Below are 23,698 nucleotides of genomic sequence, written 5' to 3' on the forward strand. Positions count from 1 at the left end.
CCGCGCCCGGTGTGCGGCGGCCCGCCCCTCAGCCGGCCAGGACCGCGTGCAGGCCCAGTCCGGCGCCCCAGCCGACGACGACGGCCACCAGCCCCAGACCCAGATGCGCGGTCCACAGGCGGGCGGCCGCGCCCCATCGACGGGCGAGCGCGGCGTCAGCCGCCTCAGCGGCCACGGTGGACCACGTCCCCAGGGCGAGGCAGAACCCGGACAGCACGGCCGACACCGCCGCGACGAGCAGGAGCCCCTGCCCGTCGCCCCAGCCCCCGGACGCGTACACCAGCTCCGGCACGGCCAGGCCGACGGTGACGCCGAGGAGCAGGGCCGCCGTCGTGTTGGCGGTGAGCAGACCCCGGGGGCCGAGCCGGTCGGTCAGGCGCCGGCGCGCCAGGGCGCCGAGCACCCCGCCCGCCGCGAGGCAGGCCAGGAGGGCCACCTGGAAGAGAGCGAAGACCTCGTATCCCGCGCCGCTCATGCGTCCTCCTCCGAACGATCCGTCCCGACCACGCGCGACCCCGGGGCGCCCCCGGCGCGCAGGCCGAGCATGGCCGCCGCCGTCGAGAGTGCAGCCATCAGCGCGAGCACCAGCAGCACCGCTACCGCCGCGGCGAGGACGCCACCCGCCCCGGACACCGCGGCGCCCAGCCGCACCGGCCACAGCACCAGGGCGACGGCGCTGGAGATGGTGGTGAACGCACCGAGGAAGCCGGTTCCCAGCCCGGCCACCAGGCGTGGACGCCAGTCCGGCCCGCGGCGGCGCGAGGCCGCCCACAGCAGGCCGAGCAGGAACGAGCCGAGCACGTTCACCACGAACAGCGGCAGGGCCTGGACGAGCACATCCACCGCCCCGAACGCGGCGCCGAACGTGCCGCGGAAGTTGGGCGCCCCGGCCAGCGCGGTCACCGCGTTCATCACCCCCGCACCGCACAGCACGCCCGCGGCACCGCCGAGGGCCACCGCACCCGCAGTGCCGGGCCGGCGATCTGTCCCGCGCCCGCCCCTCCGGTCGGCCGTCGTCTCCCCCCGCGCGGCCATCAGGCGCTGTCCTCGGTCTCGTCACCCGCGCGCAGGCGGGCGAGGACGTCGTCGTGGAGCAGGCCGTTCGTGGCCAGCGCGTGCCCGCCGAACGGGCCGTCCTCGCCGTCCAGCGAGGTGAAGCGGCCGCCGGCCTCGCGCACGATCGGCACCAGAGCGGCCATGTCATGCAGCTCGAGCTCGGGCTCGGCCGCGATGTCCACGGCGCCCTCGGCGACGAGCATGTAGGACCAGAAGTCGCCGAAGCCGCGCACGCGCCACACGTCCGAGGTGAGCTGCAGGAACGCGCGGATCGAGCCGCGCTCGCGCCAGCCCTCGATCGAGGAGAAGGACAGCGACGCGTCCTCGACCCGATCCACGCCGGACACGGTGATCCGCTGAGCACGCGTGAGCGAGGTGCCCGCGAAGGCGCCCTGGCCGGCCGCGGCCCACCAGCGCCGGTGCAGGGCGGGGGCGGAGACGACGCCGACGACGGGCTCACCGTCGATCAGCAGCGCGATGAGGGTGGCCCACACGGGCACGCCGCGCACGAAGTTCTTGGTGCCGTCGATGGGGTCGACCACCCACTGCCGGCCGGAGCGGCTCAGAGATCCGCCGAACTCCTCACCCACGATGCCGTCGCGCGCCCGGGCACGGGACAGGGTGGAGCGGATGGACTCCTCGGCGGCGCGGTCCGCATCCGTGACAGGGGTGAGATCCGGCTTGGTGCTGACCTCGAGGTCCTGGGCCTTGAACCGGGACATCGTGATCGAGTCCACGTTGTCCGCCAGCATGTGGGCCAGCCGCAGGTCCTCCGTGAGGTCGCGGCCGCGGGTCGCAGGGTTCTCAGGTCGCTCCATGCCGCCCACGCTATACCGCGCGGGCCGCCTCAGTCCTCGGACGACGCCGCGTCCTCCGCCCCCGAGGGGGCCAGCCGGTTGCCGAGCAGACGCCGCAGCGAGGCCAGGCGTGCCGCTCCCGAGGGGCCGGCGTGGCCCGCGGCCACCCATGCGTCCAGGCCGCAGCCGGGGGAGTCGGCGGTGTGGGTGCAGCCGCGCGGGCAGTCCGCCAGTCCGCCGGCGAGGTCGTCGAAGGCCTCCACCACGCGGTCCGGCTCGACCCAGCCCAGCCCGAAGGACCGGATGCCGGGGGTGTCCACCACCCAGGTGTCCGGCAGGGGGACGCCGTCGTCGCCCGTCAGCGGCAGTGCGAGCGCGGACGAGGAGGTGTGCCGGCCCCGGCCGGTGACGGCGTTGACGTGACCGGTGGCCCGCTCCGCGCCGGTGAGCGCGTTCAGGAGCGTGGACTTGCCGACGCCGGAGGGCCCCACGAACGCGCTGGTGTGTCCGATCAGCCGCTCGGCCACCCGGGCCACGAGCGAGGCGTCCAGGGCGGTGTCCCCGGTCTCGGCCTCGAAGGTCGCCGCACCGGAGGTCATCACCTCCAGGTCCAGCGCCTCGTAGTGCGCCACCAGCGCGGCCGGATCACGCAGGTCGGTCTTCGTGATGAGGAGCACCGGGTGGATGCCGGCGTCGTAGCAGGCGACGAGGGCGCGGTCGATGAAGCCGGTCCGGGGCTCCGGATTGGCCGCGGCCACCATGATCACCAGCAGGTCGGCGTTGGCCACCACCACCCGCTCGACCTCGTCCGAGTCGTCCGCCGACCGGCGCAGGACCGTGCTGCGCTCCTCGACACGGACGATGCGCGCGAGCGTGCCCTCCTCCCCGGAGAGGTCCCCGACGACGGCCACCCGGTCGCCCGTGGCGATCGGCGTGCGGCGCAGCTCGCGGGCGCGCATCGCCGTGATCCGCTCGTCCAGGCGCTCGGGCAGCACCACGGCGTACCGGCCGCGGTCCACCGTGGTCACCATGCCGACCTCGGCGTCCTCGTGCTTGGGCCGCTCCTTCGTGCGCGGGCGGGTGCCGCGCTTGGACGGGCGCACCCGGACATCGGACTCGTCCCACGCCGAGGGATCGAGGCGCCGGGCCATCAGCGGGCCTCCTCGGCCGCGTCGCCGGGTGCCACGAGCGCGGTCCACAGTGCGGGGAAGTCCGGCATCGTCTTCGCGGTGGTCGCCACGTCCACGATGCCGGTCCCCGGCACGCGCAGGCCGACGACGGCGGCGAAGGTCGCCATCCGGTGATCGTGGTAGGTCTCGAGGGCGGCGGGGGACAGCGGCCCCGACGCGTCCGTGCCCGGGAAGCCGAGCGACGTCTCGTCCTCGTCCACGGTGATCCCCAGGCGGGCGGCCTCGGCGGTGAGCGCGGCGAGCCGGTCCGTCTCATGACCCCGCAGATGGCCGATCCCCGTCAGGCGGGTGGGCCCGGAGGCCAGCAGGGCGAGCGCGGCCGCGGTGGGGGCGAGCTCGGCCGTGTCCGCGATCTCACCGGCGCCGGTGATGCGGGGCGCGCCGTCGTCCTGGACCACCCCCGTCACCGTGAGGCGGCCGCGGGAGCGGTCCGTGCGGTCGACCGTGAGGGCCACGCTCGCCCCGAACTGCGGCAGGATCCGCCGCCAGCGGTCGCCGATCTGCGTCGTGCGGGTGGGCCAGTCCGGCACCGTCACGGAGCCGCCCGTGGCCACGGCGGCGGCCAGGAAGGGGCCTGCGTTGGACAGGTCCGGCTCGACGGTCGCCTCGTGTGCCGGGATGCGCCCCGGGGCCACGGTCCACGCCCCGGGACCCGTCTCGGCGACGTCCACCTCGAGCGCGCGCAGCACCCCGACGGTCATCGCGACGTGCTCCGGACTCGGCACGGTCTGCCCGGTGTGCCGCAGCCGGAGGCCGCGCGGCATCCCCGCGGCCGCCAGCAGCGCGGCGGACAGGAACTGGGAGGAGCCGGAGGCGTCGACCGCGACCTCCGGCACGTCGCCGTCGGGGGCCACCGTGGCCGCGTCCGCGCGGGTCGTCATCGTGAAGGGCAGGCGACCGGGCTCGCCCTCCTCGTTGACGGCCACCCCGAGCTGGCGCAGCGCGTCCAGGACCGGGGCCATCGGGCGCAGGCGCGCGCCGGCGTCGCCGTCGAAGCGGACCCGGCCGGGCCGCAGCGCGGCGACGAACGGGACGAAGCGCATGACCGTCCCCGCCAGTCCGCAGTCCACGGCGACATCCCCGGCCAGCGGCTCGCCGACCGGCATCGGATGCACCCGCAGTCCGCCGTCGGACAGGGGCTCGAACCGGGCCCCGAGCGCTGTGAGCGCCGTGCGCATCAATGCCGTGTCCCGCGACTCGAGGACGCCGTGCAGGACGCACGGACCGTCGGCGAGCGCGGCGAGCACGAGATGCCGGTTCGTCAGCGACTTCGATCCCGGCAGCCGCACCTCTCCGCGCACCGGGCCGCGCGCCACGGGCGCGGGCCAGGTCTCGGCGGCGTCGGGACGGGGGGCGGGGGAGTGCGCGGCGGCACGCGTGGGGCGGGTCACCGGACCAGCCTATCCGGCGGCTGTCGGCCGGGGTCGGCCTGTCGCGGGGGAATACCTGGAACGCTCCTGGCGCTCCACTGGACGACCCCGTACCCGTGTCGGCGCACCGGTCCCGCTCGCCGCGGACCGCAGCCGGAGAGGAGCCCCGCATGAGCGCCGCCCTGCTGACGCATCCCTCCCGGACCGTAGACTGGCCCGCGATGAGCACTGACAACAGCCGGCCGGAATTCGCCCGGCCCGAGGACGCCCCCGAGCACGACCGCGCCGACATCGACGTCGCCGCCGAGTCCGAACAGCAGCGCCGTGCCCGGTTCGAGCGTGACGCCCTCGAGTTCGTGGACCAGTTGTACTCCGCTGCGCTGCGCATGACGCGCAACCCGCAGGACGCCGAGGACCTGGTCCAGGAGGCGTACACGAAGGCCTACTCCTCGTTCCACCAGTACCGGCCCGGCACCAACCTCAAGGCCTGGCTCTACCGGATCCTCACGAACACGTACATCAACCTCTACCGCAAGCGGCAGCGCCAGCCCCTCGAGGCGGACAACCCTGAGGTGGAGGACTGGCAGATGGCCCGGGCCGCCGAGCACACCTCCGGTGGCCTGCGCTCGGCCGAGACGGAGGCCCTCGACCGGCTGCCCGACTCCCAGGTGAAGGACGCCCTGCAGGCGATCCCGGAGGAGTTCCGGCTCGCCGTCTACTTCGCGGACGTGGAGGGCTTCGCCTACAAGGAGATCGCCGAGATCCTCGACGTGCCGATCGGCACCGTCATGTCGCGGCTGCACCGCGGCCGCAAGCAGCTGCGCGAGCGCCTCGCGGACTACGCGGCCGCGCGCGGCATCAAGGCCCAGCCGAAGAAGAAGACCGGGCGCGGCGGCACGAAGCAGACCGAGACGAGCACGAAGGAGGCCACGCGATGACCGCGGACCAGCACGGCCATGAGTGCCGCGTCGCCCAGGACGCCTCCCTGGAGCGGCTGTACCAGTACCTGGACGGCGCCCTGACGCCCGAGGACATCGAGCAGGTGCGCGCCCACGTGGCGGAGTGTCCGGACTGCCGGCACCAGAAGGAGCTCGAGGAGCTCATCCGCTCGGCGGTGCGTCGGTGCTGTCAGGAGAAGGCGCCCGCGCAGCTGCGGGCCACCATCATGACCCGCATCACCCAGATCTCGACGACGACCGTCACCTGGGGCTGACACCGCGACATGCGGACCCGTGGGCACCCGATCGGGCGCCCCGACGATGACGAAGGGCCGTCCCCTGAGGGGACGGCCCTTCGTGGTCTCTGCGGTCGCCGGGTGGCACCCGGCCGGTCCGCGACGCCGATCAGCGGATCAGGCGTTGGGACGCTTGCCGTGGTTGGCGCCGTTCCTGCGGCGGTCGCGACGCTTGCGTGCACGCTTGCTCATGACGTCTCCCTTCAACGAGTCGGTCGGTGGTCCATTCTGTCACATCAGGCCGTGGGCTCGGGCAGACCGAGCCACTGGTACCAGCCCCGATGCAGCACGAGCCACGCGATGAGCCCGTGGCCCGCCTGGCCCGGCCGGCCCTGGCCGGAGGCCAGGTCCGAGCGCCACTGCTCGTGGCCCACCAGCGGGGTGAACGTGTCCACGTACACGTGGTTGCGCCGGTCGGCCACATCCAGGTAGGCGGCGTTGAGCTCGGCGAGCCGGGCGTTGCGCTGCTCGTCCAGGGTGGGCGTGGGGCCCACCACGAGCACCGGGATGTTCCGCTGCGAGGCGGTGTCCAGGACGTTGGCCAGGTTCAGCCGCGAGCGGGCGGTCGAGGTGGCCTCCAGGTCCAGGTCCGCGTCGGACAGGGCCACGACGAGGCGGTTCTCCGTCTCCTCGGAGAAGCGCCGCGAGGCCTCGCCCCACCAGCGCTCGTTGAGGTCCTCGGTGGTCTCGTGCGGCACGGCCAGCACGTAGTTCTCCAGCTCCACGTCGGGGGCCTGGGTGCGGGCGAGCACGCGGCCCCACCAGCCGATGGCGCGGGCGTCGCCCGCACCGGCCAGCAGCTGGTCGCCGACGGCGGCGATCCGGATCCGGCGGTTGTGCACAGTGTGTCCTTTCGTCGGCCGATCCGGCGCCGCCGCCGCACCGGAGGGTGCGGCGGCGGCGCAGGGTCGGTCCGGGTCAGCGGCCGAAGGCGGCGTCCAGCAGCGTGCTGAGCTCCTGGTCGTGGCGGCCCTTGGTGCCCGCGGAGGTCGCGGCCGAGGCCGGGCGGGACACGAGGGTCACGGGGACGTCGAGCTGCGGCACGAGGTTCAGTGCCATGAACGGCCACGGGCCCTGGTTCGCGGGCTCGTCCTGCACCCAGGTGACGTCGGCGACCGGGTAGGCGCGGAGCGCCGTGCGGATCTCGTCGAGCGGCAGCGGGTAGAGCTGCTCCACCCGCACGATCGCAGTGGAGGTGTCACCGGACTTCTGGCGGCGGGCGAGCAGGTCGTAGTACAGCCGGCCGGAGACCAGCAGCACGCGCGTGACGTCCTTGGCGTCCACCCCGGCGTCCGGGATGACCGGCTGGAAGCCGCCCTCGGTGAAGTCCTCCACCGAGTTCGCGGCGGCCTTGAGGCGCAGCAGCTGCTTCGGGGTGAACACGATGAGGGGCCGACGCGGGCGGGCGTAGGCGTGCTCGCGCAGCAGGTGGAAGTGGTTCGCGCCCGTGGAGGGGTTGACCACGCGCATGTTGTCCTCGGCGCACATCTGCAGGAAGCGCTCGATGCGGGCGGAGGAGTGGTCCGGCCCCTGTCCCTCGTAGCCGTGGGGGAGGAGCAGGACCACGGACGAGGTCTGCGACCACTTCTGATCGGCCGAGGAGATGAACTCGTCGATGATCGTCTGCGCGCCGTTCACGAAGTCGCCGAACTGGGCCTCCCACAGCACGAGGGCGTCGGAGCGCTCCACGGAGTAGCCGTACTCGAAGCCGAGGGCGGCGTACTCGGACAGCAGCGAGTTGTAGACCCAGAACTTCGCCTGGTCCTCGGAGAGGTGCCTCAGCGGCGCCCACGTGTCGCCGGTGATCCGGTCGTGGAACACCGAGTGGCGCTGCGTGAAGGTGCCGCGCTGGGAGTCCTGGCCCGCCAGGCGGACCGGCACGCGCTCCATGAGCAGCGAGCCGAAGGCCGCCAGCTCGGCGAAGCCCCAGTCGATGCCGCCGTCGACGGCCATCTTGGCGCGGCGCTCGAGCAGGGCCGCGAGCTTGGGGTGGACCGTAAAGCCCTCGGGCACGTCGATGTGCGCCTGCCCGATGGCCCGCAGCGTCTCGGCCGAGATGGCCGTGGACGCCGGCGCCTCCGGGGCCGCGTCCCGGTCCTCGGCCGGGCGGAGGCCCTCCCCGCCGGAGGCGGGCGCGTCCTCGTGGGTCTCCGCGAAGACCCGCTCCAGCTGCTGCTGGTAGTCCTTCAGGGCGCTGTCCGCCTCCTCCTGCGTGATGTCGCCGCGGCCCACGAGGGACTCGACGTACAGCTTGCGGGTGGAGCGCTTCTGCTCGATGAGGTTGTACATGCGCGGCTGCGTCATCGACGGGTCGTCGCCCTCGTTGTGGCCGCGGCGGCGGTAGCAGACGAGGTCGATGACGACGTCCTTGTTGAACCGCTGGCGGTACTCGAAGGCGAGCTGGGCCACGTGCACCACGGACTCCGGCTCGTCGCCGTTGACGTGGAAGATCGGGGCCTGGATGGTCTTGGCCACGTCGGTGGAGTACACCGCGGAGCGCGCCTGGGTCGGCGGCGTGGTGAAGCCCACCTGGTTGTTCACGACCACGTGGATCGTGCCGCCGGTGCGGTAGCCGGGCAGCTGCGAGAGCTGCAGGACCTCGGTCACGACGCCCTGGCCCGCGAAGGCCGCGTCGCCGTGCACGAGGATCGGCAGCACGGAGAAGGAGTCCGGGCGCTGGCCACCCAGATCGAGGCGGTCCTGCTTGGCACGCACGACGCCCTCGAGGACCGGGTCCACGGCCTCCAGGTGCGAGGGGTTGGCGGCGAGGTACACGCGGGTGCTGTTGCCGGCGTCGGACACGAAGGTGCCCTCGGTGCCCATGTGGTACTTCACGTCGCCCGAGCCCGAGGCGCCGCCCGGGGTGGCCCCCTCGAACTCGCGGAAGACCTGGCTGTAGGTCTTGCCGGCGATGTTGGTCAGCACGTTCAGGCGACCGCGGTGCGCCATGCCGATGGCGACCTCGTCCAGCCCGGCGTCGGCGGCGTCGCCGAGGATGCCGTCCAGCAGCGGGATGAGGGACTCGCCGCCCTCCAGGGAGAAGCGCTTCTGGCCGATGTACTTGGTCTGCAGGAACGTCTCGAACGCCTCCGCGGCGTTGAGTCGGCCCAGGATGCGCAGCTGCTCCTCGCGGGTGGGCTTGGCGTACGGCTGCTCGAGCTTCTCCTGGAACCAGGCGCGCTCGGCCGGGTCCTGGATGTGCATGTACTCGACGCCGATGGTGCGGCAGTACGCGTCACGCAGCACGCCGAGGATCTTGCGCAGCGTCAGGCTGCCCGCCCCGCCGAAGCCGCCGGTGGGCCACTTGCGGTCCAGGTCCCACAGGGTCAGCCCGTGCTCGCGGATGTCGAGGTCCGGGTGGTAGGCCATCGAGTACTCGAGCGGGTCCACGTTGGCCAGCAGGTGGCCGCGGTCCCGGTACGCGTGGATGAGCTGCTGGATGCGGGCGACCTTGCCGATCTGCTCCTCCGGGTTCACCTGCACGTCCTGGGCCCAGCGGACGGGCTCGTAGGGGATGCGCAGGGAGTGGAAGACCTCGTCGTAGAAGCCGTCCTCGCCCAGCAGGAGGCCGTGCACGATCTTCAGGAACTCGCCGGAGCCGGCGCCCTGGATCACGCGGTGGTCGTACGTGGAGGTCAGCGTGATCGTCTTGGAGATCGCCAGGTCGTGCAGCGTGGACTCGGCGGCGCCCTGGAAGGCGGCCGGATAGGTCAGCGCGCCGACGCCGATGATGGCGGCCTGGCCCTGGGACAGGCGGGGCACCGAGTGCACGGTGCCGATACCGCCCGGGTTGGTCAGGGAGACCGTGGTGCCGGCGTAGTCGTCCATCGTCAGCTTGTTCTTGCGGGCGCGCTGGACGAGGTCGTCGTACGCCTTCCAGAAGCCGCGGAAGTCGAGGGTCTCGGCGGCCTTGACGTTGGGGACCACGAGCGCGCGGGTGCCGTCCGGGCGGGGCAGGTCGATGGCCAGGCCGAAGTTCACGTGGGCCGGCTCCACCATGGTGGGCTTGCCGTCGCGCTCCTCGTAGGTCACGTTCATCGAGGGCATGGCCGCGAGCGCGCGGACCACGGCGTAGCCGATGAAGTGGGTGAAGGAGACCTTGCCGCCGCGGGTGCGGGCCAGGTGGCTGTTGATGACCACGCGGTTGTCGATCAGCACCTTGGCCGGCAGGTCGCGCACGGTGGTGGCGGTGGGCATGGATAGGGAGGCGTCCATGTTCGTGGCCACGGCCTTGGCCATGCCCTTGAGGACGGTGGCCTTCTCCTGCTTCTCGTCCGCGGTGGTGGTGGCGGTGTCGGCGGGCTCGGAGGGCACGGCCTGGGCCGCCGGGGTCTTCTTGGGCTTGGGGCCGGTGCTGACCGAGGTCTCCTTGGGCTGCGCACCCCGGGCCGGGGCGGTCGCCGCCTTCGGCTCGGTCACCTTGGCGGTGGCCTTCGGCTCGGCCTTGGCGGCGGTCTTCGGCTCGGTCTTGGCGGCGGCCTTCGGCTCGGCCTCGGCGGCGGGGGCGCTGGCCTCGAGACGGGCGAAGATCTGTGCCCACTGCCGGTCCACGGAACCGGAGTCCTCGCGGTACTTCCGGTAGATCTCGGCCACCAGCCGTTCGTTCCCCGGGAACTCCTGTGCGAGCCGGTCCGACGTGAGTTCTGGCACTGTGTAACGCCTCTTCCTGAGCCTTGGGATGCGATGTGCTGCGCCGGGCCACCCGCGCGGCGCGCGTGGGGCCGGGAACGCCTCGAGACATCATAGTTCTTCGACGCCCCCGGTCGGAATGCCGCGGCCTCGGCTCGACTCCGCTCCCGGCGGACGCGCGGGGGCCTCACGGCGTCCGCCTCGTCTGGGAGACTGACGCCATGCGCTTCCTCACCGACCCGGCCGTCGACCTGACGTACAACGACGTCTTCCTCGTGCCCTCACACTCGGACGTCGCCAGTCGCATGGACGTGGACATCGCCCCGGATGACGGCACGGGCGCCACCATCCCCCTGGTCTCCGCCAACATGACCGCCGTCACCGGGCGCCGGATGGTCGAGACCATGGCCCGGCGCGGCGGTCTCGGGATCCTGCCGCAGGACATCCCGGCGGACGTGATCCGGGACGTCGTGCGTCGGGTGAAGGCGGCCCACCCCGTGGCGGACACCGCCCTGACCGTCGGCCCGCAGGACACGGTGCTGGACCTGCTCCACCTCGTGGACCGCCGCAACCACGGGGCCGTCTGCGTGGTGGACGCGCACGGCGGGCTGCTCGGCGTGGTCCGCCCCCAGGACTGCGAGGACGTGGACCGCTTCACCTCGGCCGCCTCCGTCATGCACCCTCCGGTGGTGACCCTCACGCTCGCCGAGCTCGGCGGCACGGACGGCGCCCCGGACAAGGACGCGCTGCGGGCGGCCTTCGAGCGCCTGCACGCCGCGCACCAGGAGATGGCCCCCGTCGTGGACCCGGCGGTGGGCACCGCCGCCCCCGTGCTGCGCGGGGTCGTCACCGCGGCGGGCCTGCTGCGCTCGTCCTTGTTCACGCCCGGTCTCGACGACGACGGACGGCTCCGCGTCGGCGCCGCCGTCGGCATCAACGGGGCGGTGGGGGAGAAGGCCGCCGTCCTGGTCGAGGCCGGCGTCGACGTGCTCGTCGTGGACACCGCGCACGGTCATCAGCGGACCATGCTGGACGCGCTCGCCGCCGTGCGGGCCCTCGACCCCGGCGTGCCCGTGGTGGCCGGCAACGTCGTCTCCGGCGACGGCGTCCGGGACCTGGTCGCGGCCGGCGCGGACATCGTCAAGGTGGGCGTGGGACCGGGCGCGATGTGCACCACGCGCATGCAGACCGCGGTGGGCCGGCCCCAGTTCTCGGCGGTCCTGGAGTGCGCCGCCGCGGCCCGCGAGCTCGGGGCACGCGTGTGGGCGGACGGCGGGGTGAAGCACCCGCGGGACGTGGCGCTCGCGCTGGCCGCCGGAGCCAGCTCGGTGATGATCGGCTCGTGGTTCGCGGGGACGCTCGAGTCTCCGGGCGACCTCGTGCACGGTCCGGACGGTCGGCGGTACAAGGAGAGCTTCGGCATGGCCTCGGCCCGCGCGGTCCAGCACCGCACCCGCCACGAGGACGCCTTCACCAAGGCCCGCAAGGCGATGTTCGAGGAGGGCATCTCCTCCTCGCGCATGTACGTGGACCCGCGCCGCCCCTCGGTGGAGGACCTGCTGGACACCATCACGTCCGGTGTGCGCTCGTCGCTGACCTACGCCGGCGCCCACGACCTGGCGGAGTTCCGTGAGCGCGCCGTCGTCGGCCTGCAGTCCGCGGCGGGCTACGAGGAGGGCCGGCCGGTCGCCTCGTCGTGGTGAGGCGGCCGCATGCCCCTGCTCGTTCCGCCGGGGCCTGACGCCCCTATACTGGGCGGACTATGGATCACCCTGACACCTGTGTGCCAGACCGCTCGTCCGCCCACGCGGACGCGGCCGGATCGGAGCCTTCCAGTCCCGGTGCCCCGCACCGCCGCCCGGCCCGCCGTCGAGGGGGTGAGGTCGGGTGGAGTGGCTCCTGCTGATCCTCGGCCTGGTCCTGATCGTGGGCACCGGGTTCTTCGTGGCCGTCGAGTTCGCCATGATCGCGATCGACGTGCCGACCGTGCAGCGGATGGTGGACGCGGGTGACCGCGGCGCCGAGCCCCTGCTGCGCTGTCTCAAGTCACTCTCGACCCAGCTCTCCGCGTGCCAGCTGGGCATCACCCTGACCACACTGCTCACCGGATACGTGATGGACCCGGCGATCAGCCGGCTCATCGACCCGCTGCTGCTCCAGGTGGGGCTGCCGGCCGGCGTGGTGGGCACCGTCTCGCTCGTCGTCGCGATGGTCGTGGCGACCCTGCTCTCGATGCTCCTCGGCGAGCTGATCCCCAAGAACCTGTCCATCGCCGAGCCCATGGCGATCGGCCGCGCACTCGCCCGGCCCCAGCTCGTGTTCAGCACGGTGTTCAAGCCGGCGATCCTGGTCCTGAACGGGTTCTCCAACGGCGTGCTGGCCCGCGTGGGCATCGAGGCCAAGGAGGAGATCTCCGGCGCCCGCAGCCCCGAGGAGCTCTCCTCGCTGGTCCGCCGCTCGGCGCAGCTGGGCACGCTCGACGCGCAGACCGCCACGTTCCTGGACCGGACGCTGCGCTTCGCGGACCGCACCGCCGCGGACGTGATGACCCCGCGCATCCGCGTGGAGACGGTGAGGGAGGACCAGGCTCTGCCCGAGGTCCTGGACCTGGCCCGCAGCACCGGCTACTCCCGGTTCCCCGTGATCGGCGACTCCTCGGACGACATCCGCGGCGTGGTGCACGTGAAGAAGGTCGTGGCCGTGCCGCGGGAGCGCCGCGCCGACCTCGAGGCCGGTGCGCTGATGACGGAGGTCATCCGCGTGCCGGAGACCGTGCACCTGGACCAGCTGCTGGCCGAGCTGCGCGACGCGAACCTGCAGATGGCCGTCGTCGTGGACGAGTACGGGGGCACCGCCGGGGTGGTCACGCTCGAGGACGTGGTGGAGGAGATCGTCGGCGAGGTCGCGGACGAGCACGACCGAGTCACCCCGGGGGTCCTGCAGACGGCCTCCGGCCGCTGGTACTTCCCGGCGGAGCTGCGGCCCGACGAGGTGCGGACCCAGATCCCGGGCCTCGTGGTGCCGGAGGACGGGGCCTACGAGACCGTCGGCGGGTACATCCTGGCCCGACTGGGGCGCCTGGCGGAGGTCGGGGACGTGGTGGATGTGGACGGCGGCACCCTGACGGTCGAGCGGATGGACGGCCGCCGCATCGAGCGCGTGCGCTTCGACCCGGCCGCTGAGGACGAGGAGACGCGCGCATGAACGGGGACGTCGTCGGACTGCTGTGGCTGGTGGTCCTGTTGGCCGCCAACGCCTTCTTCGTGGCGGGCGAGTTCGCCGTCATGGGCGCCCGTCGGGCGCAGATCGAGCCGAGGGCCGAGGCCGGCTCCCGCCAGGCCCAGGTGGCGCTCTACGCGATGGAGCACGTCTCCCAGATGCTGGCCGTCTGCCAGCTCGGCATCACGGTGTGCTCCCTGCTCATCCTCAACGTGTCCGAGCCGGCGCTGCACCACCTGCTCGTCGTCCCGATGGCCGCCCTCGGGGTCCCGTCCGCGGCGGCGGACGTGACCGCCTTCGTGCTCGCGCTGCTGGTGGTCACCTTCCTGCACGTGACCCTGGGCGAGATGGTGCCCAAGAACGCCGCCGTCTCGTTCGCGGACCGCGCCGTGATGCTGCTGGCCCAGCCGCTCGTGTGGCTCTCGAAGCTGCTGCATCCCGTCGTGGCCGCGCTGAACTGGACGGCCAACCTCGTGCTGCACGCCCTGCGCATCGAGCCGAAGGACGAGGTGGCCTCCTCCTACACGCTCGAGGAGGTGCAGTCGATCGTGGCCGAGTCCACCCGCTCGGGCACCCTGGAGGACGAGTCCGGCGTGCTGCACTCGGCCCTCGAGTTCTCGGACCACCGGGCCGGGGACGTGATGGTGCCGCTCGAGCGGGTCGTCACCGTCCCCGAGGGGATCACGCCGCACGACTTCGAGTGGACCGTGGGCCGCGTGGGCTTCTCCCGGTTCGTGGTCGAGGACCCCGACGGCGGCTACACCGGCTACCTGCACCTGAAGGACGTCCTCACCGTGGGCCCGTCGGGGTACGACGAGCCGATCCCGCTCACGCGCGTGCGCTCGCTGGCCAACGTGCGGCTCGAGGACGAGGTCGAGGACGCACTCGCGCTCATGCAGCGCACGGGCTCCCACCTCGCCCGGGTCATCACGCCCGAGGGCGAGACCGCGGGCATCCTCTTCCTCGAGGACGTGCTCGAGGAGCTCGTCGGGGAGATCAACGACGTGACGCAGTCGCCACGTCGGTTCCGGCCCGCATGAGCGTCGCGCGGGCGGCGCGGTGCTACTGTTGAGAACCGATTTCACACATCCTCCCGACACGAACGAGGTCGCCCCATGCTCCGCCGCCGTCGTCTGCCCGCCCTGACCGGGGCCCTCACCGCGCTCACCCTGAGCCTCGCCGCGTGCGGCGGGACCAGCGGCGACTCCGCGGGCGAGCAGGCCGCGGGCGCCTCTGCTGCCGCCGGGTCCGGCTCGGCCGCGGGCGCGCCCGTGGCCGTCGCCACGACGACGCAGCTCGGCTCCGTGCTCGACCGCGTGGTCGCGTGCGCCGACGCCCGCAGCGTCACGGTGATGGGCCCGGGGGATGATCCGCACGACTTCTCCGCCTCGTCCGCGCAGGTGAAGGACATGGTCTCCTCCGGCCTCGTGTTCTCCAACGGCCTCGGCCTCGAGGGCGGCATGGAGTCCGCCCTCGCCAACGCCGAGGCGGACGGCGCGACCGTCGTCGAGGTGGCGCCCCAGCTGGATCCGCTGCCCTTCGGCGGCCATGACCACGCCGAGGAGGGGGCGGGCCACGAGGGCCATGACCACGGGTCCGAGGACCCGCACGTCTGGATGGACGTCGCCCGCATGGCGAGGGCCGCCGAGCTGATGGGCGACACGCTCGCCCAGGAGCGGGGTGACGAGAGGTTCGCCGAGTGCGGCGCGACCGTGCGCGGGGAGCTCGAGCAGACGGACACGCAGGTCCGGGAGATCCTCGCCGGGGTCCCGGAGGACCGCCGCACGCTGGTCACGGACCACGACGCCTACGGCTACTTCAGCGAGGCCTACGACTTCACCGTGTCCGGCGTCGTCGTCCCGGGCGGCTCCACCGACGGCGAGCCCTCCTCCCAGGAGATCGCCGAGCTCGCCCGGTCCATCCGCGACGGCGGCGCAGACGCCGTGATCACGTCCGTGGGCGCGCGCAACAGCCTCGTGGACACCGTGGCCGAGGAGGCCGGCGACCTGCCGGTCATCGAGGTCTACGAGGGCGGCGTCGGCCCGAAGGACACCCCGGAGGCGGACTACGCCGAGGCCATGCTCCTCAACGCCCGCACCCTCGCCGACGCGCTGGAGGGCTGAGGATGGACTGGCTGCTCGAGCCCTTCCAGATGGGATTCCAGCAGCGCGCCCTCGTCGGCGGACTCATCGCCGTGGTGATGTGCTCGGTCGTGGGCACGTGGCTGGTGCTGCGCGGGATGAGCTTCTTCGGGGACGCGTTCGTGCACGGTGTCCTGCCGGGCATCGCCCTGGCGGTCGTCACCGGTGGCAGCCCCCACCTCGGTGCGGCGGTGGCCGCCGTCGTCATGATGGCGGGCATCTCGCTGGTGCACCGGGCCACCACCCTCAAGGAGGACACCGCCATCGGCCTGCTCTTCGTGGGGATGATGGCCCTGGGCGTGGTGATCATCTCCAAGTCGGACTCCTACACGGGATCGCTCACGTCGATCCTGTTCGGCGATGTGCTGGGGGTCAGCGTGGACGGCATCGTGACCCAGGCGGTCATCGCCGTCGTGGTGATCGCCCTGGCCCTGCTGCTCTACCGGCCCCTGCTGGCACTGAGCTTCTCCGAGGTCAAGGCGCGCTCGCTGGGCATGCGACCGGGGCTGACGCACACGCTGCTGCTGGTGATGATCGGCGCGGCCGTGATCGGTTCGTTCCAGGCGGTGGGCACGGTGCTCGTGTTCGGCCTCCTCGTGGGACCGCCCGCGACGGCGGCGCTGCTGACGCGCAGCGTGCCCCAGATGATGCTCGTCTCCGTCGTGATCGGCGCGGCGTGCGTCGTCACCGGGCTCACCCTCAGCTACCGGCTGGGCACGGCGGGTTCGGCCACCATGGCGCTCATGCCGATCCTGCTGTTCTTCGTGGTGCTCGCCGTCCGCGCCGCCGTGCTGGCGCTCCTGGGCCGGCACGTGCGCTCGCGCGCGCAGCGTGAGCAGGAGGCGCCGGTCGTGGCCCTGCCCGGAGCGGAGGCCCCCCGATGAACGCGTCCTTCCCCGCGGGCGCCGCGGCGACCACGCCTCCCCTCGCGGTCGCCCGGGCGCTCGAACTGCGCCACGGCTCGCACGTGGCCGTCCGACCCTCCGACTTCACCCTGCCGGCCCGGCGGCTGATCGCGGTGATCGGGCCCAACGGCTCCGGCAAGTCCACGCTGCTGACCGCCCTGGCGGGCCTGAGCGACCCGGCCTCCGGTGCGCTGGAGGTGCTCGGTGAGGACCCGCGGCGGCGCTCGCAGCGCACCTCCTTCGTGATGCAGTCCATCGGCGTGCCCCAGGGCGTGCCGGTGACGGTGCGCGACGTCGTCGGGATGGGCCGATACCCCACGCTCGGATGGTTCCGTCGGTTCCGGAGGGAGGACCGGGACATCGTGCGGGCCGCCATGGAGCGCATGCAGGTCGCGGACCTGGCGCGGCGGCACCTCGACCAGCTCTCCGGCGGCCAGCGCCAGCGCGCCTACGTGGCCCAGGGCCTCGCCCAGGACCACGACGTGCTGCTGCTGGACGAGCCGATGACGGGCCTCGACATCGTCTCCGCCCGCACGATCGACGACCTCCTCCACGAGGAGCCGACGCGCGGGGTGTCCGTGGTCTACACGACCCACGATCTCGACGAGGCCGCGGAGGCGGACCACGTGGTCCTGATGGGCGGGCGAGTCGTGGCCTCCGGCCCGCCGCGGGACGTGCTCACGGTCGAGAACCTGGACATCGCGTACGGCCGGGGCGCCCTGCACGGGCCCTCCACGGCGGTCGAGGACGCGGCGGACTTCCTGGACGACCCCGCGGGCGGCCGCCGCCACTGACCGGGGCCCGGCCCATGGTCATGGTCAGGCCCCGCGGGTGCGCCCCTCGGTCCGGCAGCGGGCGCAGACACCGGTGATCTCCACCGTGTGGTCCGCGTCCGTGAAGCCGTGCTCCGCGGCGACGGCGGTGGCCCACGCCTCGACGTGGGGGGCGGTGACCTCGACGGTGGTCCAGCAGATCCGGCACACCAGGTGGTGATGGTGGCCCTCGTCCTCGCACCGGCGGTACACGGTCTCGCCGTCGTCGCGGCGGAGCATGTCCACGAGCCCGTCGTCGAGCTGCTGCTGCAGGGTCCGGTACACGGTGGCCAGCGAGACGCGTTCGCCCTGGTCCTGGAGGCGGGCATGGAGCTCCTGCGCGCTCACGAAGTCCGGGATGCGGTCCAGGGCTCGGTCGACGGCGGCCTTCTGCCGGGTCGCCCGGGGACGGGCGGCACGGGGGCTGGGCTCGGGGGCGCTCACGGTGCTCACGACTCCTTCTGCGGCGGCTGCCGCCTCCTCCGCGCGGTCCGGAACAGGTCCGCGCGGGCCATCCTCCAGGTTATCAGCGACGCCGAAGGGGGCGTGGAGTAAGGTGTCCGGGTGCACAGCGAGACCCCGGACCCATCCCCTGTCCCGGACCGCGACGGCGCCGCCCCCGATCGACCCGACCCGCTGATCGTCGTCGACGAGGGGCAGGCCCGCGTCGTCCCGGCGCCCACGGCGGCCCCGTCCTCGTCCCATGACGCCGGCGGCGACCCGGACGCGGACACCGACGGCGTCGACCCCGAGGCCGCCGAGCCGCCCACCCTGGTGACGGTGGACGTGCTGGCCGGCTGGCTCGGCCTGGCCCCCGTCGAGGACCTGCCGCCGGTGCCCGAGGGCCCGGCCTACGCCCAGCCGGGCCGATGCCGCCCGAACCGGGTGATCCTGCTCGACGTCCGGTTCCGGGCCACGGCGGGCGGGCCCGACCACGCCGCCTATCTCCAGGGCCATCTGCCGGGCGCCGTCTACGTCTCCCTGCCCAGCCAGCTCGCCGGCCACGCCGGTCCGGCGGCGGGGCGCCACCCCCTGCCGGACGCGCGCCAGTTCGCGGAGACCGTGCGGATGTGGGGGATCGACGAGGGCGACACCATCGTGGTCTACGACGACGACCACGGCCTGTCCGCCGCGCGCGCCTGGTGGCTGCTGCGCCACGCGGGGCTGCGGGACTCCATGCTCCTGGACGGCGGCCTCGAGGCGTGGCGCGCCGCGGGCCTGCCCCTGCAGCCCGGCGAGGTCATCCCGGTGCCCGGCACCGCCCGGCCGTCGTGGGGCCGGATGCCCGTCGTGGACACGGCCGGCGCCGAGGCGATGGCCTCCGGCGGTCTGCTCCTCGACGCGCGGGCGGCCGAGCGGTACCGCGGGGAGGTCGAGCCCTTCGACCCCGTGGCCGGGCACATCCCCGGGGCGCGGAACGTGCCCACGGCGGAGAGCATCGCCGAGGACGGCCGCCTGCGGCCCGCCGCGGAGCTGGCGGAGCGGTTCGACGCCGTCGGCGTGGACGACGCCACTCCCGTGGCCGTGTACTGCGGCTCGGGCATCACCGCGGCGCACGCCGTGCTCACCCTGGCCGTCGCGGGGCGACCCGGAGTGGCGCTCTACCCGGGTTCGTGGTCAGCATGGGTCCAGGACCCGTCCAACGCCGTCGCGGTCGGCCCCGAGCCCGACGGCGCGTCCGGCCGGGACTGACGAGCCCCGGGGCCCCGCCCCGCCGACCCCCAGGAGGACCCCCCATGGCCACCGTCTTCAGCAGGATCATCGCCGGCGAGCTGCCCGCCCGCTTCGTGTGGCAGGACCAGACGTGCGTCGCGTTCCTGTCCGCCGCGCCGCTCCAGCCGGGGCACGCGCTCGTGGTGCCCCGTGCGGAGGTGGACGAATGGGTGGAGGTCGACCCGGCGCTGGTCACGCACCTGACGACGGTCGCCCAGCAGATCGGCAAGGCGCAGGTGGCGGCGTTCTCCGCCCGCCGGGCGGGGCTCATGATCGCCGGCTATGAGATCCCGCACCTGCACGTGCACGTGTGGCCCTCCACCTCGCTCGCCGACTTCGACCTGGCCCGCGTGGACAACGCCCCCGATCCGGCGGACCTGGACGACGCCGCCGCCCGCCTCCGCGCGGCCCTGCGGGACCTGGGCCACGGCGAGGTCGTCCCGCAGGACTGACGGCCCGCGCCGCCCGGGCCCGGCTCAGGCGCGCGTGGCCCGGGCGAGCGCCTGACGCACCCGCTTCTCGGAGACCGAGACCGCCGTGCCCAGCTCCTGGGCGAAGAAGGAGACGCGCAGCTCCTCGATGAGCCAGCGCACCCGCTCCAGCTCCGCGGGCACGGGCGTGCCCGCGAACCGGGCGCGGTGGGCCGCGACCGCGGCGTCGAACTCGTCCTCGAGCCCCTGCACCACCGCCATGTGCTGCCCGTCGCGCTGCAGGTGGCCGCCGGCGTCCAGCCGGTCCAGGCGCGTCAGCATGCCCTGCAGGTAGCGCGGCAGGTGCTGCAGCCGCTCCCAGCCCGTGGCGGCCACGAAGCCGGGGAACACGAGCTGCTCGAGGTGTGCCTTCACGTCCGACAGCGCCGGTGCGAGGGCGAGCGAGACCGAGCCCTTGAGCCGGCGTCGCACCTGCGCGGCCCGGGAGAGCACCTGCTCCACCAGGGACGTGACGGCGAAGACCGTGTCGATCAGGTCGGCCCGCACCCGGTCGAACAGGGCGCGGAACGCGGCCTCGTCGAACGGCAGCTCGTCCCCGACGAGACGGTCCACGGCGGCCTGGGTGCAGTCCGCGACGAGGGAGTCCACCGAGCCGTGCGGGTTCTGGGTGAAGGTGAGCTTCTCCCTGTTGTCCAGGTGGTCCAGCACGTAGCGCTGGGGGCTGGGCAGGGTGGCCAGCAGCAGCCGGATCACCCCGGCCCGGTGCCAGGCCGCCTGGTCCTCCGCGGACCGGGCCACGGTCAGGCCGGCCGCGGGGCCGCCGTCGGGCGTGGTCTCGGGCACCAGGCTCGGGTAGCCCGTGATGGCGGGGCCGCGCGCCCCGGCCGCGGTGGAGACGGTCTTCGGCACCGTGCCGATGCTCCACGAGGTCAGCCTGTGCCGCTCCTCGAAGGCCGGCGTCGCGCCGGACCGCCCGGGGCCCTCCGGGCGACGGCGTCCCTCGGCCCCGGCCCGCGCGTCGGCCTGGGCCCGGCCGCCGCGGCCCGTGCCGCGCGGCCCCGGCCGGGCCGAGGCGGGGTCGTCGGTGCCGGCGAGCCGGGCGGCGATCGCGGAGCGGTTGGCCTGCGCGAGCCGGGCCTGCAGCGCGGGCAGGTCCTGGCCGGCGCCCATCACGGCGCCGCGGGCGTCCACGACGCGGTAGTCCATCCGCAGGTGCAGGGGCACCGCGTCCGGGGCCCACAGTCCGGGCTCCACCACCACGCCGCGCACCCGACGCACGGCCGCGGACAGCGCCTCCGGCAGCTCGTCCCGCAGCGGGTCGGCGTGGGCCTCGAGGTCCGCCACGAGCTGCTGGGCCACGTCCGGGGCGGGCACGAGGTTCTTGCGCACCGCCTTGGGCAACGCCTTGATGAGGGCGGTGACGAGCTCGACCCGCAGGCCGGGGACCAGCCATGCGAAGGGACCGGGGGAGACCTGGTTGAGCAGCAGGATCGGCACGGCCACGGTCACGCCGTCGGTGCCGGCCGCGCCGGTCGGGTCGAACGTGTACTCGAGGTCGAGCTCCACGTCGCCGCCGGGCATCGGATACGAGAACGTGGTGGGGAACGCGTCGGTGTCCAGGTCCTCGGCGTCGGCGGTGAGCAGGGCGGCGACGTCGAGGTCCAGCAGGTCCGGCTGCTCCTGGCGCGCCTTCTTCCACCACGCGTCGAAGTGCCGCTCGGAGACGACGTTCGCCGGGATCCGCGCGTCGTAGAAGGCGAACAGGTCCTCGTCCCCGATCCGCAGGTCGCGGCGGCGCAGGCGCGTCTCGAGGGCGTCGACCTCCTCGAGCGCGGCCCGGTTGCGGGCGAAGAACCGGTGGCGCGTGCGCCAGTCGCCCTCCACGAGGGCGTGCCGGATGAACAGCTCGCGGGAGAGCTCCGGGTCGATGCGGCCGTACCGGACCGAGCGGTCCGGGATCAGGGTGACGCCGAACAGCGTCACCTTCTCGCGCGCGACGACGGAGCCCGCCCGCCGCGACCAGTGCGGCTCGTTGTAGGCCCGCTTGACGAGGTGGCCGGCGACCTCCTCGGCCCACTCCGGCTCGATCCGGGCCACCGTGCGCGCCCACAGCCGTGAGGTCTCCACGAGCTCGGCGGCCATGACGAACGGGTGGCGCTTCTTGAACAGGGCGGAGCCGGGGAACACGGCGAAACGGGTGCCGCGGGCGCCCGCGTACTCGCGACGGCGCTCGTCGTAGGCGCCGATCTGCGCGAGCAGGCCGGTGAGCAGGGACTTGTGCACCGCCTCGTGCCGGCCCACCGGGTCCACGGGTCCGGCCTCGACGGTGAGGCCCACGTCCTTGGCGAGCTGGCGCAGCTGGCGCACCAGGTCCTGCCACTCCTGCACGCGCAGCCAGTTGATGTGCTCGCGGCGGCACAGCTTCCGGAACTGGGAGCCGGAGAGCTCCTGCTGCCGTTCGCGCAGGTAGGCCCACAGGTTCAGGATCGCGGAGAAGTCCGAGTTCTCGTCCGCGAACCGGCGGTGCAGCTCGTCCGCGGCCTCACGCTGCTCCGTGGGGCGCTCGCGGGGGTCCTGGATGGTCAGGGCCGCGGCGATCACCATGACCTCCCGGACGCAGCCGCGCTCACCGGCCTCGAGGATCATGCGGCCCAGCCGGGGGTCCACCGGCAGACGGGCCAGGCGGCGTCCGACCCGGGTGATGGTGCCCGCGCGGGCGCCGCCGGCCTCGAGCGCCCCGAGCTCGGTGAGCGTGGTGGCGCCGTCGGTGACCTGACGGCCGTCCGGGGGCTGGACGAAGGGGAACTCCTTGACGTCGCCCGGGGTGCGGGCCACACCGAGGGACAGCATCTGCAGGATCACCGAGGCCAGGGAGGTGCGCAGGATCTCCGGGTCCGTGAACTCGGGGCGGGAGAGGTAGTCCTCCTCCGAGTACAGGCGGATCGCGATGCCGTCCGAGGTGCGGCCGGACCGGCCCGAGCGCTGGTTCGCGCTGGCCTGGGAGACACGCTCGATCGGCAGGCGCTGCACCTTGGTGCGGTGCGAGTACCGCGAGATGCGCGCGGTGCCCGTGTCGATCACGTACTTGATGCCCGGCACGGTCAGGGAGGTCTCGGCGACGTTCGTGGCCAGCACGATCCGCCGGCGCACCCCGGCCCCGGCGCGGCCGAACACGCGGTGCTGCTCCGCCATGGACAGGCGGCCGAACAGCGGCAGGATCTCCGTGCCGGCCAGGCGCGTGGTGCCGGCGACGACGCCGGTCAGGTGGTCCGCGGCCTCGCGGATCTCCCGCTCGCCCGGCAGGAACACGAGGATGTCGCCCGGCGGCTCGGAGGCCAGCTCGAGGACGGCGTCGCCGATCGCGTCGAGGGGGTCGCGGGTCTCGGCGGCGTCGTCCGCATCGTCCTCGGGGTCGTCGGGGGAGGGCTCGTCGGTCAGCGGCCGGTAGCGGATCTCGACGGGGTAGGTGCGCCCCGAGACCTCGATGATCGGCGCCGGGACCACGCGGCCGCCGTCGTCGGCCTCCACCGCGTCCGCATGGTCCTCGCCCTCGGCCAGCGGCCGGCCGAAGTGTCGGGCGAAGCGCTCCGGGTCGATGGTGGCCGAGGTGATGATCACCTTCAGGTCCGGGCGCTGGGGCAGCAGGTTGCGCAGGTAGCCCAGGAGGAAGTCGATGTTGAGGCTGCGCTCGTGGGCCTCGTCCACGATGATCACGGAGTAGCGGCGCAGCTGCGGGTCATGGGGGATCTCGGCCAGCAGGATGCCGTCCGTCATGACCTTGACCCGGGTCGCCTTCGAGGTCTGCGCCGTGAAGCGGACCTGGTAGCCGACCGTCTGCCCGATCTCCTCGCCCAGCTCCTGCGCGATGCGCTCGGCCACGGAGCGGGCGGCGATGCGCCGGGGCTGGGTGTGGCCGATCGAGCCGGCCTCCCCGAGCCCGAGGGCCAGGCACATCTTCGGCAGCTGCGTGGTCTTGCCCGAGCCGGTCTCGCCCGCGACGATCACCACCTGATGGTCGCGGATCGCGGCCATGATCTCCTCGCGACGCTCCGCCACCGGCAGGTGTTCGGGGAACGTGATCGCGACGGCGTCGTGGGGCGTCGCCGACGGCTGCGCGGCGGGCGTGGAGGGCGGGGGAGTCTGCGTCATGACGGCCTCCATCCTAGGCGCGCGGGGGCCCGGGCCGACCCGGACGGGGCGA

At 73.6% G+C, this 23,698-nt stretch carries 19 protein-coding genes; 10 read left to right on the forward strand and 9 right to left on the reverse strand.

Annotated elements, in window-relative coordinates:
- Positions 1-28 precede the first annotated feature (28 nt).
- Genes KVS67_RS00315 through aroA form a run of 5 tightly spaced genes read right to left on the reverse strand, consistent with a single transcriptional unit; the run spans position 29 to position 4,434 of the window.
- Complete coding sequence (locus KVS67_RS00315) at positions 29-475, reverse strand: CrcB family protein (RefSeq protein ID WP_098093204.1); 447 nt, start codon at positions 473-475, stop codon at positions 29-31.
- Positions 472-1,035 carry a CrcB family protein gene (locus KVS67_RS00320; RefSeq protein ID WP_225348401.1) on the reverse strand — a complete coding sequence of 188 codons (564 nt, stop codon included), beginning with the start codon at positions 1,033-1,035 and terminating at the stop codon, positions 472-474. Before KVS67_RS00320 ends, KVS67_RS00315 begins: the two co-directional genes overlap by 4 nt.
- Entirely contained in the window at positions 1,035-1,874 is an 840-nt protein-coding gene (gene hisN, locus KVS67_RS00325) for a histidinol-phosphatase (protein ID WP_206481993.1), read from the reverse strand. The genes KVS67_RS00320 and hisN overlap by 1 nt, the downstream gene beginning before the upstream one ends.
- 29 nt (positions 1,875-1,903) lie before the next feature.
- Positions 1,904-3,004: a ribosome small subunit-dependent GTPase A gene (gene rsgA / locus KVS67_RS00330; protein WP_217564668.1), complete on the reverse strand. Its 1,101-nt coding sequence runs from the start codon at positions 3,002-3,004 to the stop codon at positions 1,904-1,906.
- Positions 3,004-4,434 carry a 3-phosphoshikimate 1-carboxyvinyltransferase gene (gene aroA, locus KVS67_RS00335; RefSeq protein ID WP_217564669.1) on the reverse strand — a complete coding sequence of 477 codons (1,431 nt, stop codon included), beginning with the start codon at positions 4,432-4,434 and terminating at the stop codon, positions 3,004-3,006. Before aroA ends, rsgA begins: the two co-directional genes overlap by 1 nt.
- A 200-nt stretch (positions 4,435-4,634) precedes the next feature.
- On the opposite strand from aroA, the gene KVS67_RS00340 reads away from it, so the two are divergent.
- Positions 4,635-5,351, forward strand: a complete 717-nt coding sequence (locus tag KVS67_RS00340; RefSeq protein WP_036314006.1) for a sigma-70 family RNA polymerase sigma factor — start codon at positions 4,635-4,637, stop codon at positions 5,349-5,351.
- Complete coding sequence (rsrA, locus tag KVS67_RS00345; protein WP_060974333.1) at positions 5,348-5,626, forward strand: mycothiol system anti-sigma-R factor; 279 nt, start codon at positions 5,348-5,350, stop codon at positions 5,624-5,626. Before KVS67_RS00340 ends, rsrA begins: the two co-directional genes overlap by 4 nt.
- A gap of 257 nt (positions 5,627-5,883) precedes the next feature.
- Here the strand turns inward: rsrA and KVS67_RS00350 are convergent, their stop codons facing one another.
- Both KVS67_RS00350 and KVS67_RS00355 read right to left on the reverse strand, forming a co-directional pair.
- Positions 5,884-6,489: a GDSL-type esterase/lipase family protein gene (locus KVS67_RS00350; protein WP_004167659.1), complete on the reverse strand. Its 606-nt coding sequence runs from the start codon at positions 6,487-6,489 to the stop codon at positions 5,884-5,886.
- A 76-nt stretch (positions 6,490-6,565) separates the two neighbouring features.
- Positions 6,566-10,297 carry a multifunctional oxoglutarate decarboxylase/oxoglutarate dehydrogenase thiamine pyrophosphate-binding subunit/dihydrolipoyllysine-residue succinyltransferase subunit gene (locus tag KVS67_RS00355; RefSeq protein WP_217564671.1) on the reverse strand — a complete coding sequence of 1,244 codons (3,732 nt, stop codon included), beginning with the start codon at positions 10,295-10,297 and terminating at the stop codon, positions 6,566-6,568.
- 200 nt (positions 10,298-10,497) lie between these two features.
- Between KVS67_RS00355 and KVS67_RS00360 the strand changes: the two genes are divergently transcribed.
- From KVS67_RS00360 to KVS67_RS00385, 6 genes are all read left to right on the forward strand, one after another.
- A complete protein-coding gene (locus tag KVS67_RS00360; protein ID WP_049147194.1) occupies positions 10,498-11,979 on the forward strand; it encodes a GuaB1 family IMP dehydrogenase-related protein in 1,482 nt (493 codons plus the stop codon).
- 184 nt (positions 11,980-12,163) lie between these two features.
- Positions 12,164-13,480 carry a hemolysin family protein gene (locus KVS67_RS00365; protein ID WP_102708347.1) on the forward strand — a complete coding sequence of 439 codons (1,317 nt, stop codon included), beginning with the start codon at positions 12,164-12,166 and terminating at the stop codon, positions 13,478-13,480.
- The gene (locus tag KVS67_RS00370; protein ID WP_113913913.1) at positions 13,477-14,535 is read left to right on the forward strand and encodes a hemolysin family protein; all 1,059 of its coding nucleotides are present in this window, start codon (positions 13,477-13,479) and stop codon (positions 14,533-14,535) included. Before KVS67_RS00365 ends, KVS67_RS00370 begins: the two co-directional genes overlap by 4 nt.
- 75 nt (positions 14,536-14,610) lie before the next feature.
- Complete coding sequence (locus KVS67_RS00375) at positions 14,611-15,618, forward strand: metal ABC transporter substrate-binding protein (protein WP_041104319.1); 1,008 nt, start codon at positions 14,611-14,613, stop codon at positions 15,616-15,618.
- A gap of 2 nt (positions 15,619-15,620) precedes the next feature.
- Positions 15,621-16,520: a metal ABC transporter permease gene (locus KVS67_RS00380; RefSeq protein ID WP_041104321.1), complete on the forward strand. Its 900-nt coding sequence runs from the start codon at positions 15,621-15,623 to the stop codon at positions 16,518-16,520.
- Complete coding sequence (locus KVS67_RS00385; RefSeq protein ID WP_217564673.1) at positions 16,517-17,335, forward strand: metal ABC transporter ATP-binding protein; 819 nt, start codon at positions 16,517-16,519, stop codon at positions 17,333-17,335. Before KVS67_RS00380 ends, KVS67_RS00385 begins: the two co-directional genes overlap by 4 nt.
- A gap of 24 nt (positions 17,336-17,359) precedes the next feature.
- Here the strand turns inward: KVS67_RS00385 and KVS67_RS00390 are convergent, their stop codons facing one another.
- Complete coding sequence (locus tag KVS67_RS00390; protein WP_041104325.1) at positions 17,360-17,806, reverse strand: Fur family transcriptional regulator; 447 nt, start codon at positions 17,804-17,806, stop codon at positions 17,360-17,362.
- A gap of 111 nt (positions 17,807-17,917) precedes the next feature.
- On the opposite strand from KVS67_RS00390, the gene KVS67_RS00395 reads away from it, so the two are divergent.
- Both KVS67_RS00395 and KVS67_RS00400 read left to right on the forward strand, forming a co-directional pair.
- The gene (locus tag KVS67_RS00395; protein WP_078026011.1) at positions 17,918-19,045 is read left to right on the forward strand and encodes a sulfurtransferase; all 1,128 of its coding nucleotides are present in this window, start codon (positions 17,918-17,920) and stop codon (positions 19,043-19,045) included.
- Positions 19,046-19,089: 44 nt separating this feature from the next.
- Positions 19,090-19,518 carry an HIT family protein gene (locus tag KVS67_RS00400; protein WP_036316605.1) on the forward strand — a complete coding sequence of 143 codons (429 nt, stop codon included), beginning with the start codon at positions 19,090-19,092 and terminating at the stop codon, positions 19,516-19,518.
- 24 nt (positions 19,519-19,542) lie between these two features.
- Here the strand turns inward: KVS67_RS00400 and hrpA are convergent, their stop codons facing one another.
- Complete coding sequence (gene hrpA, locus KVS67_RS00405; RefSeq protein ID WP_078026012.1) at positions 19,543-23,646, reverse strand: ATP-dependent RNA helicase HrpA; 4,104 nt, start codon at positions 23,644-23,646, stop codon at positions 19,543-19,545.
- Positions 23,647-23,698 lie beyond the last annotated feature (52 nt).

This window comes from Micrococcus sp. GbtcB5 (assembly GCF_019091605.1).
GTDB classification, from domain to species: domain Bacteria; phylum Actinomycetota; class Actinomycetes; order Actinomycetales; family Micrococcaceae; genus Micrococcus; species Micrococcus luteus.

Excerpts from the sequence above, each read along its gene's own strand:
- hisN (WP_206481993.1), bottom strand. The coding sequence starts at position 1,874 with ATGGAGCGACCTGAGAACCCTGCGACCCGCGGCCGCGACCTCACGGAG.
- KVS67_RS00360 (WP_049147194.1), top strand. The coding sequence starts at position 10,498 with ATGCGCTTCCTCACCGACCCGGCCGTCGACCTGACGTACAACGACGTC.
- rsgA (WP_217564668.1), bottom strand. The coding sequence starts at position 3,004 with ATGGCCCGGCGCCTCGATCCCTCGGCGTGGGACGAGTCCGATGTCCGG.
- hrpA (WP_078026012.1), bottom strand. The coding sequence starts at position 23,646 with ATGACGCAGACTCCCCCGCCCTCCACGCCCGCCGCGCAGCCGTCGGCG.
- KVS67_RS00320 (WP_225348401.1), bottom strand. The coding sequence starts at position 1,035 with ATGGCCGCGCGGGGGGAGACGACGGCCGACCGGAGGGGCGGGCGCGGG.
- KVS67_RS00370 (WP_113913913.1), top strand. The coding sequence starts at position 13,477 with ATGAACGGGGACGTCGTCGGACTGCTGTGGCTGGTGGTCCTGTTGGCC.
- KVS67_RS00380 (WP_041104321.1), top strand. The coding sequence starts at position 15,621 with ATGGACTGGCTGCTCGAGCCCTTCCAGATGGGATTCCAGCAGCGCGCC.
- rsrA (WP_060974333.1), top strand. The coding sequence starts at position 5,348 with ATGACCGCGGACCAGCACGGCCATGAGTGCCGCGTCGCCCAGGACGCC.
- KVS67_RS00385 (WP_217564673.1), top strand. The coding sequence starts at position 16,517 with ATGAACGCGTCCTTCCCCGCGGGCGCCGCGGCGACCACGCCTCCCCTC.
- KVS67_RS00375 (WP_041104319.1), top strand. The coding sequence starts at position 14,611 with ATGCTCCGCCGCCGTCGTCTGCCCGCCCTGACCGGGGCCCTCACCGCG.
- KVS67_RS00340 (WP_036314006.1), top strand. The coding sequence starts at position 4,635 with ATGAGCACTGACAACAGCCGGCCGGAATTCGCCCGGCCCGAGGACGCC.
- KVS67_RS00315 (WP_098093204.1), bottom strand. The coding sequence starts at position 475 with ATGAGCGGCGCGGGATACGAGGTCTTCGCTCTCTTCCAGGTGGCCCTC.
- KVS67_RS00400 (WP_036316605.1), top strand. The coding sequence starts at position 19,090 with ATGGCCACCGTCTTCAGCAGGATCATCGCCGGCGAGCTGCCCGCCCGC.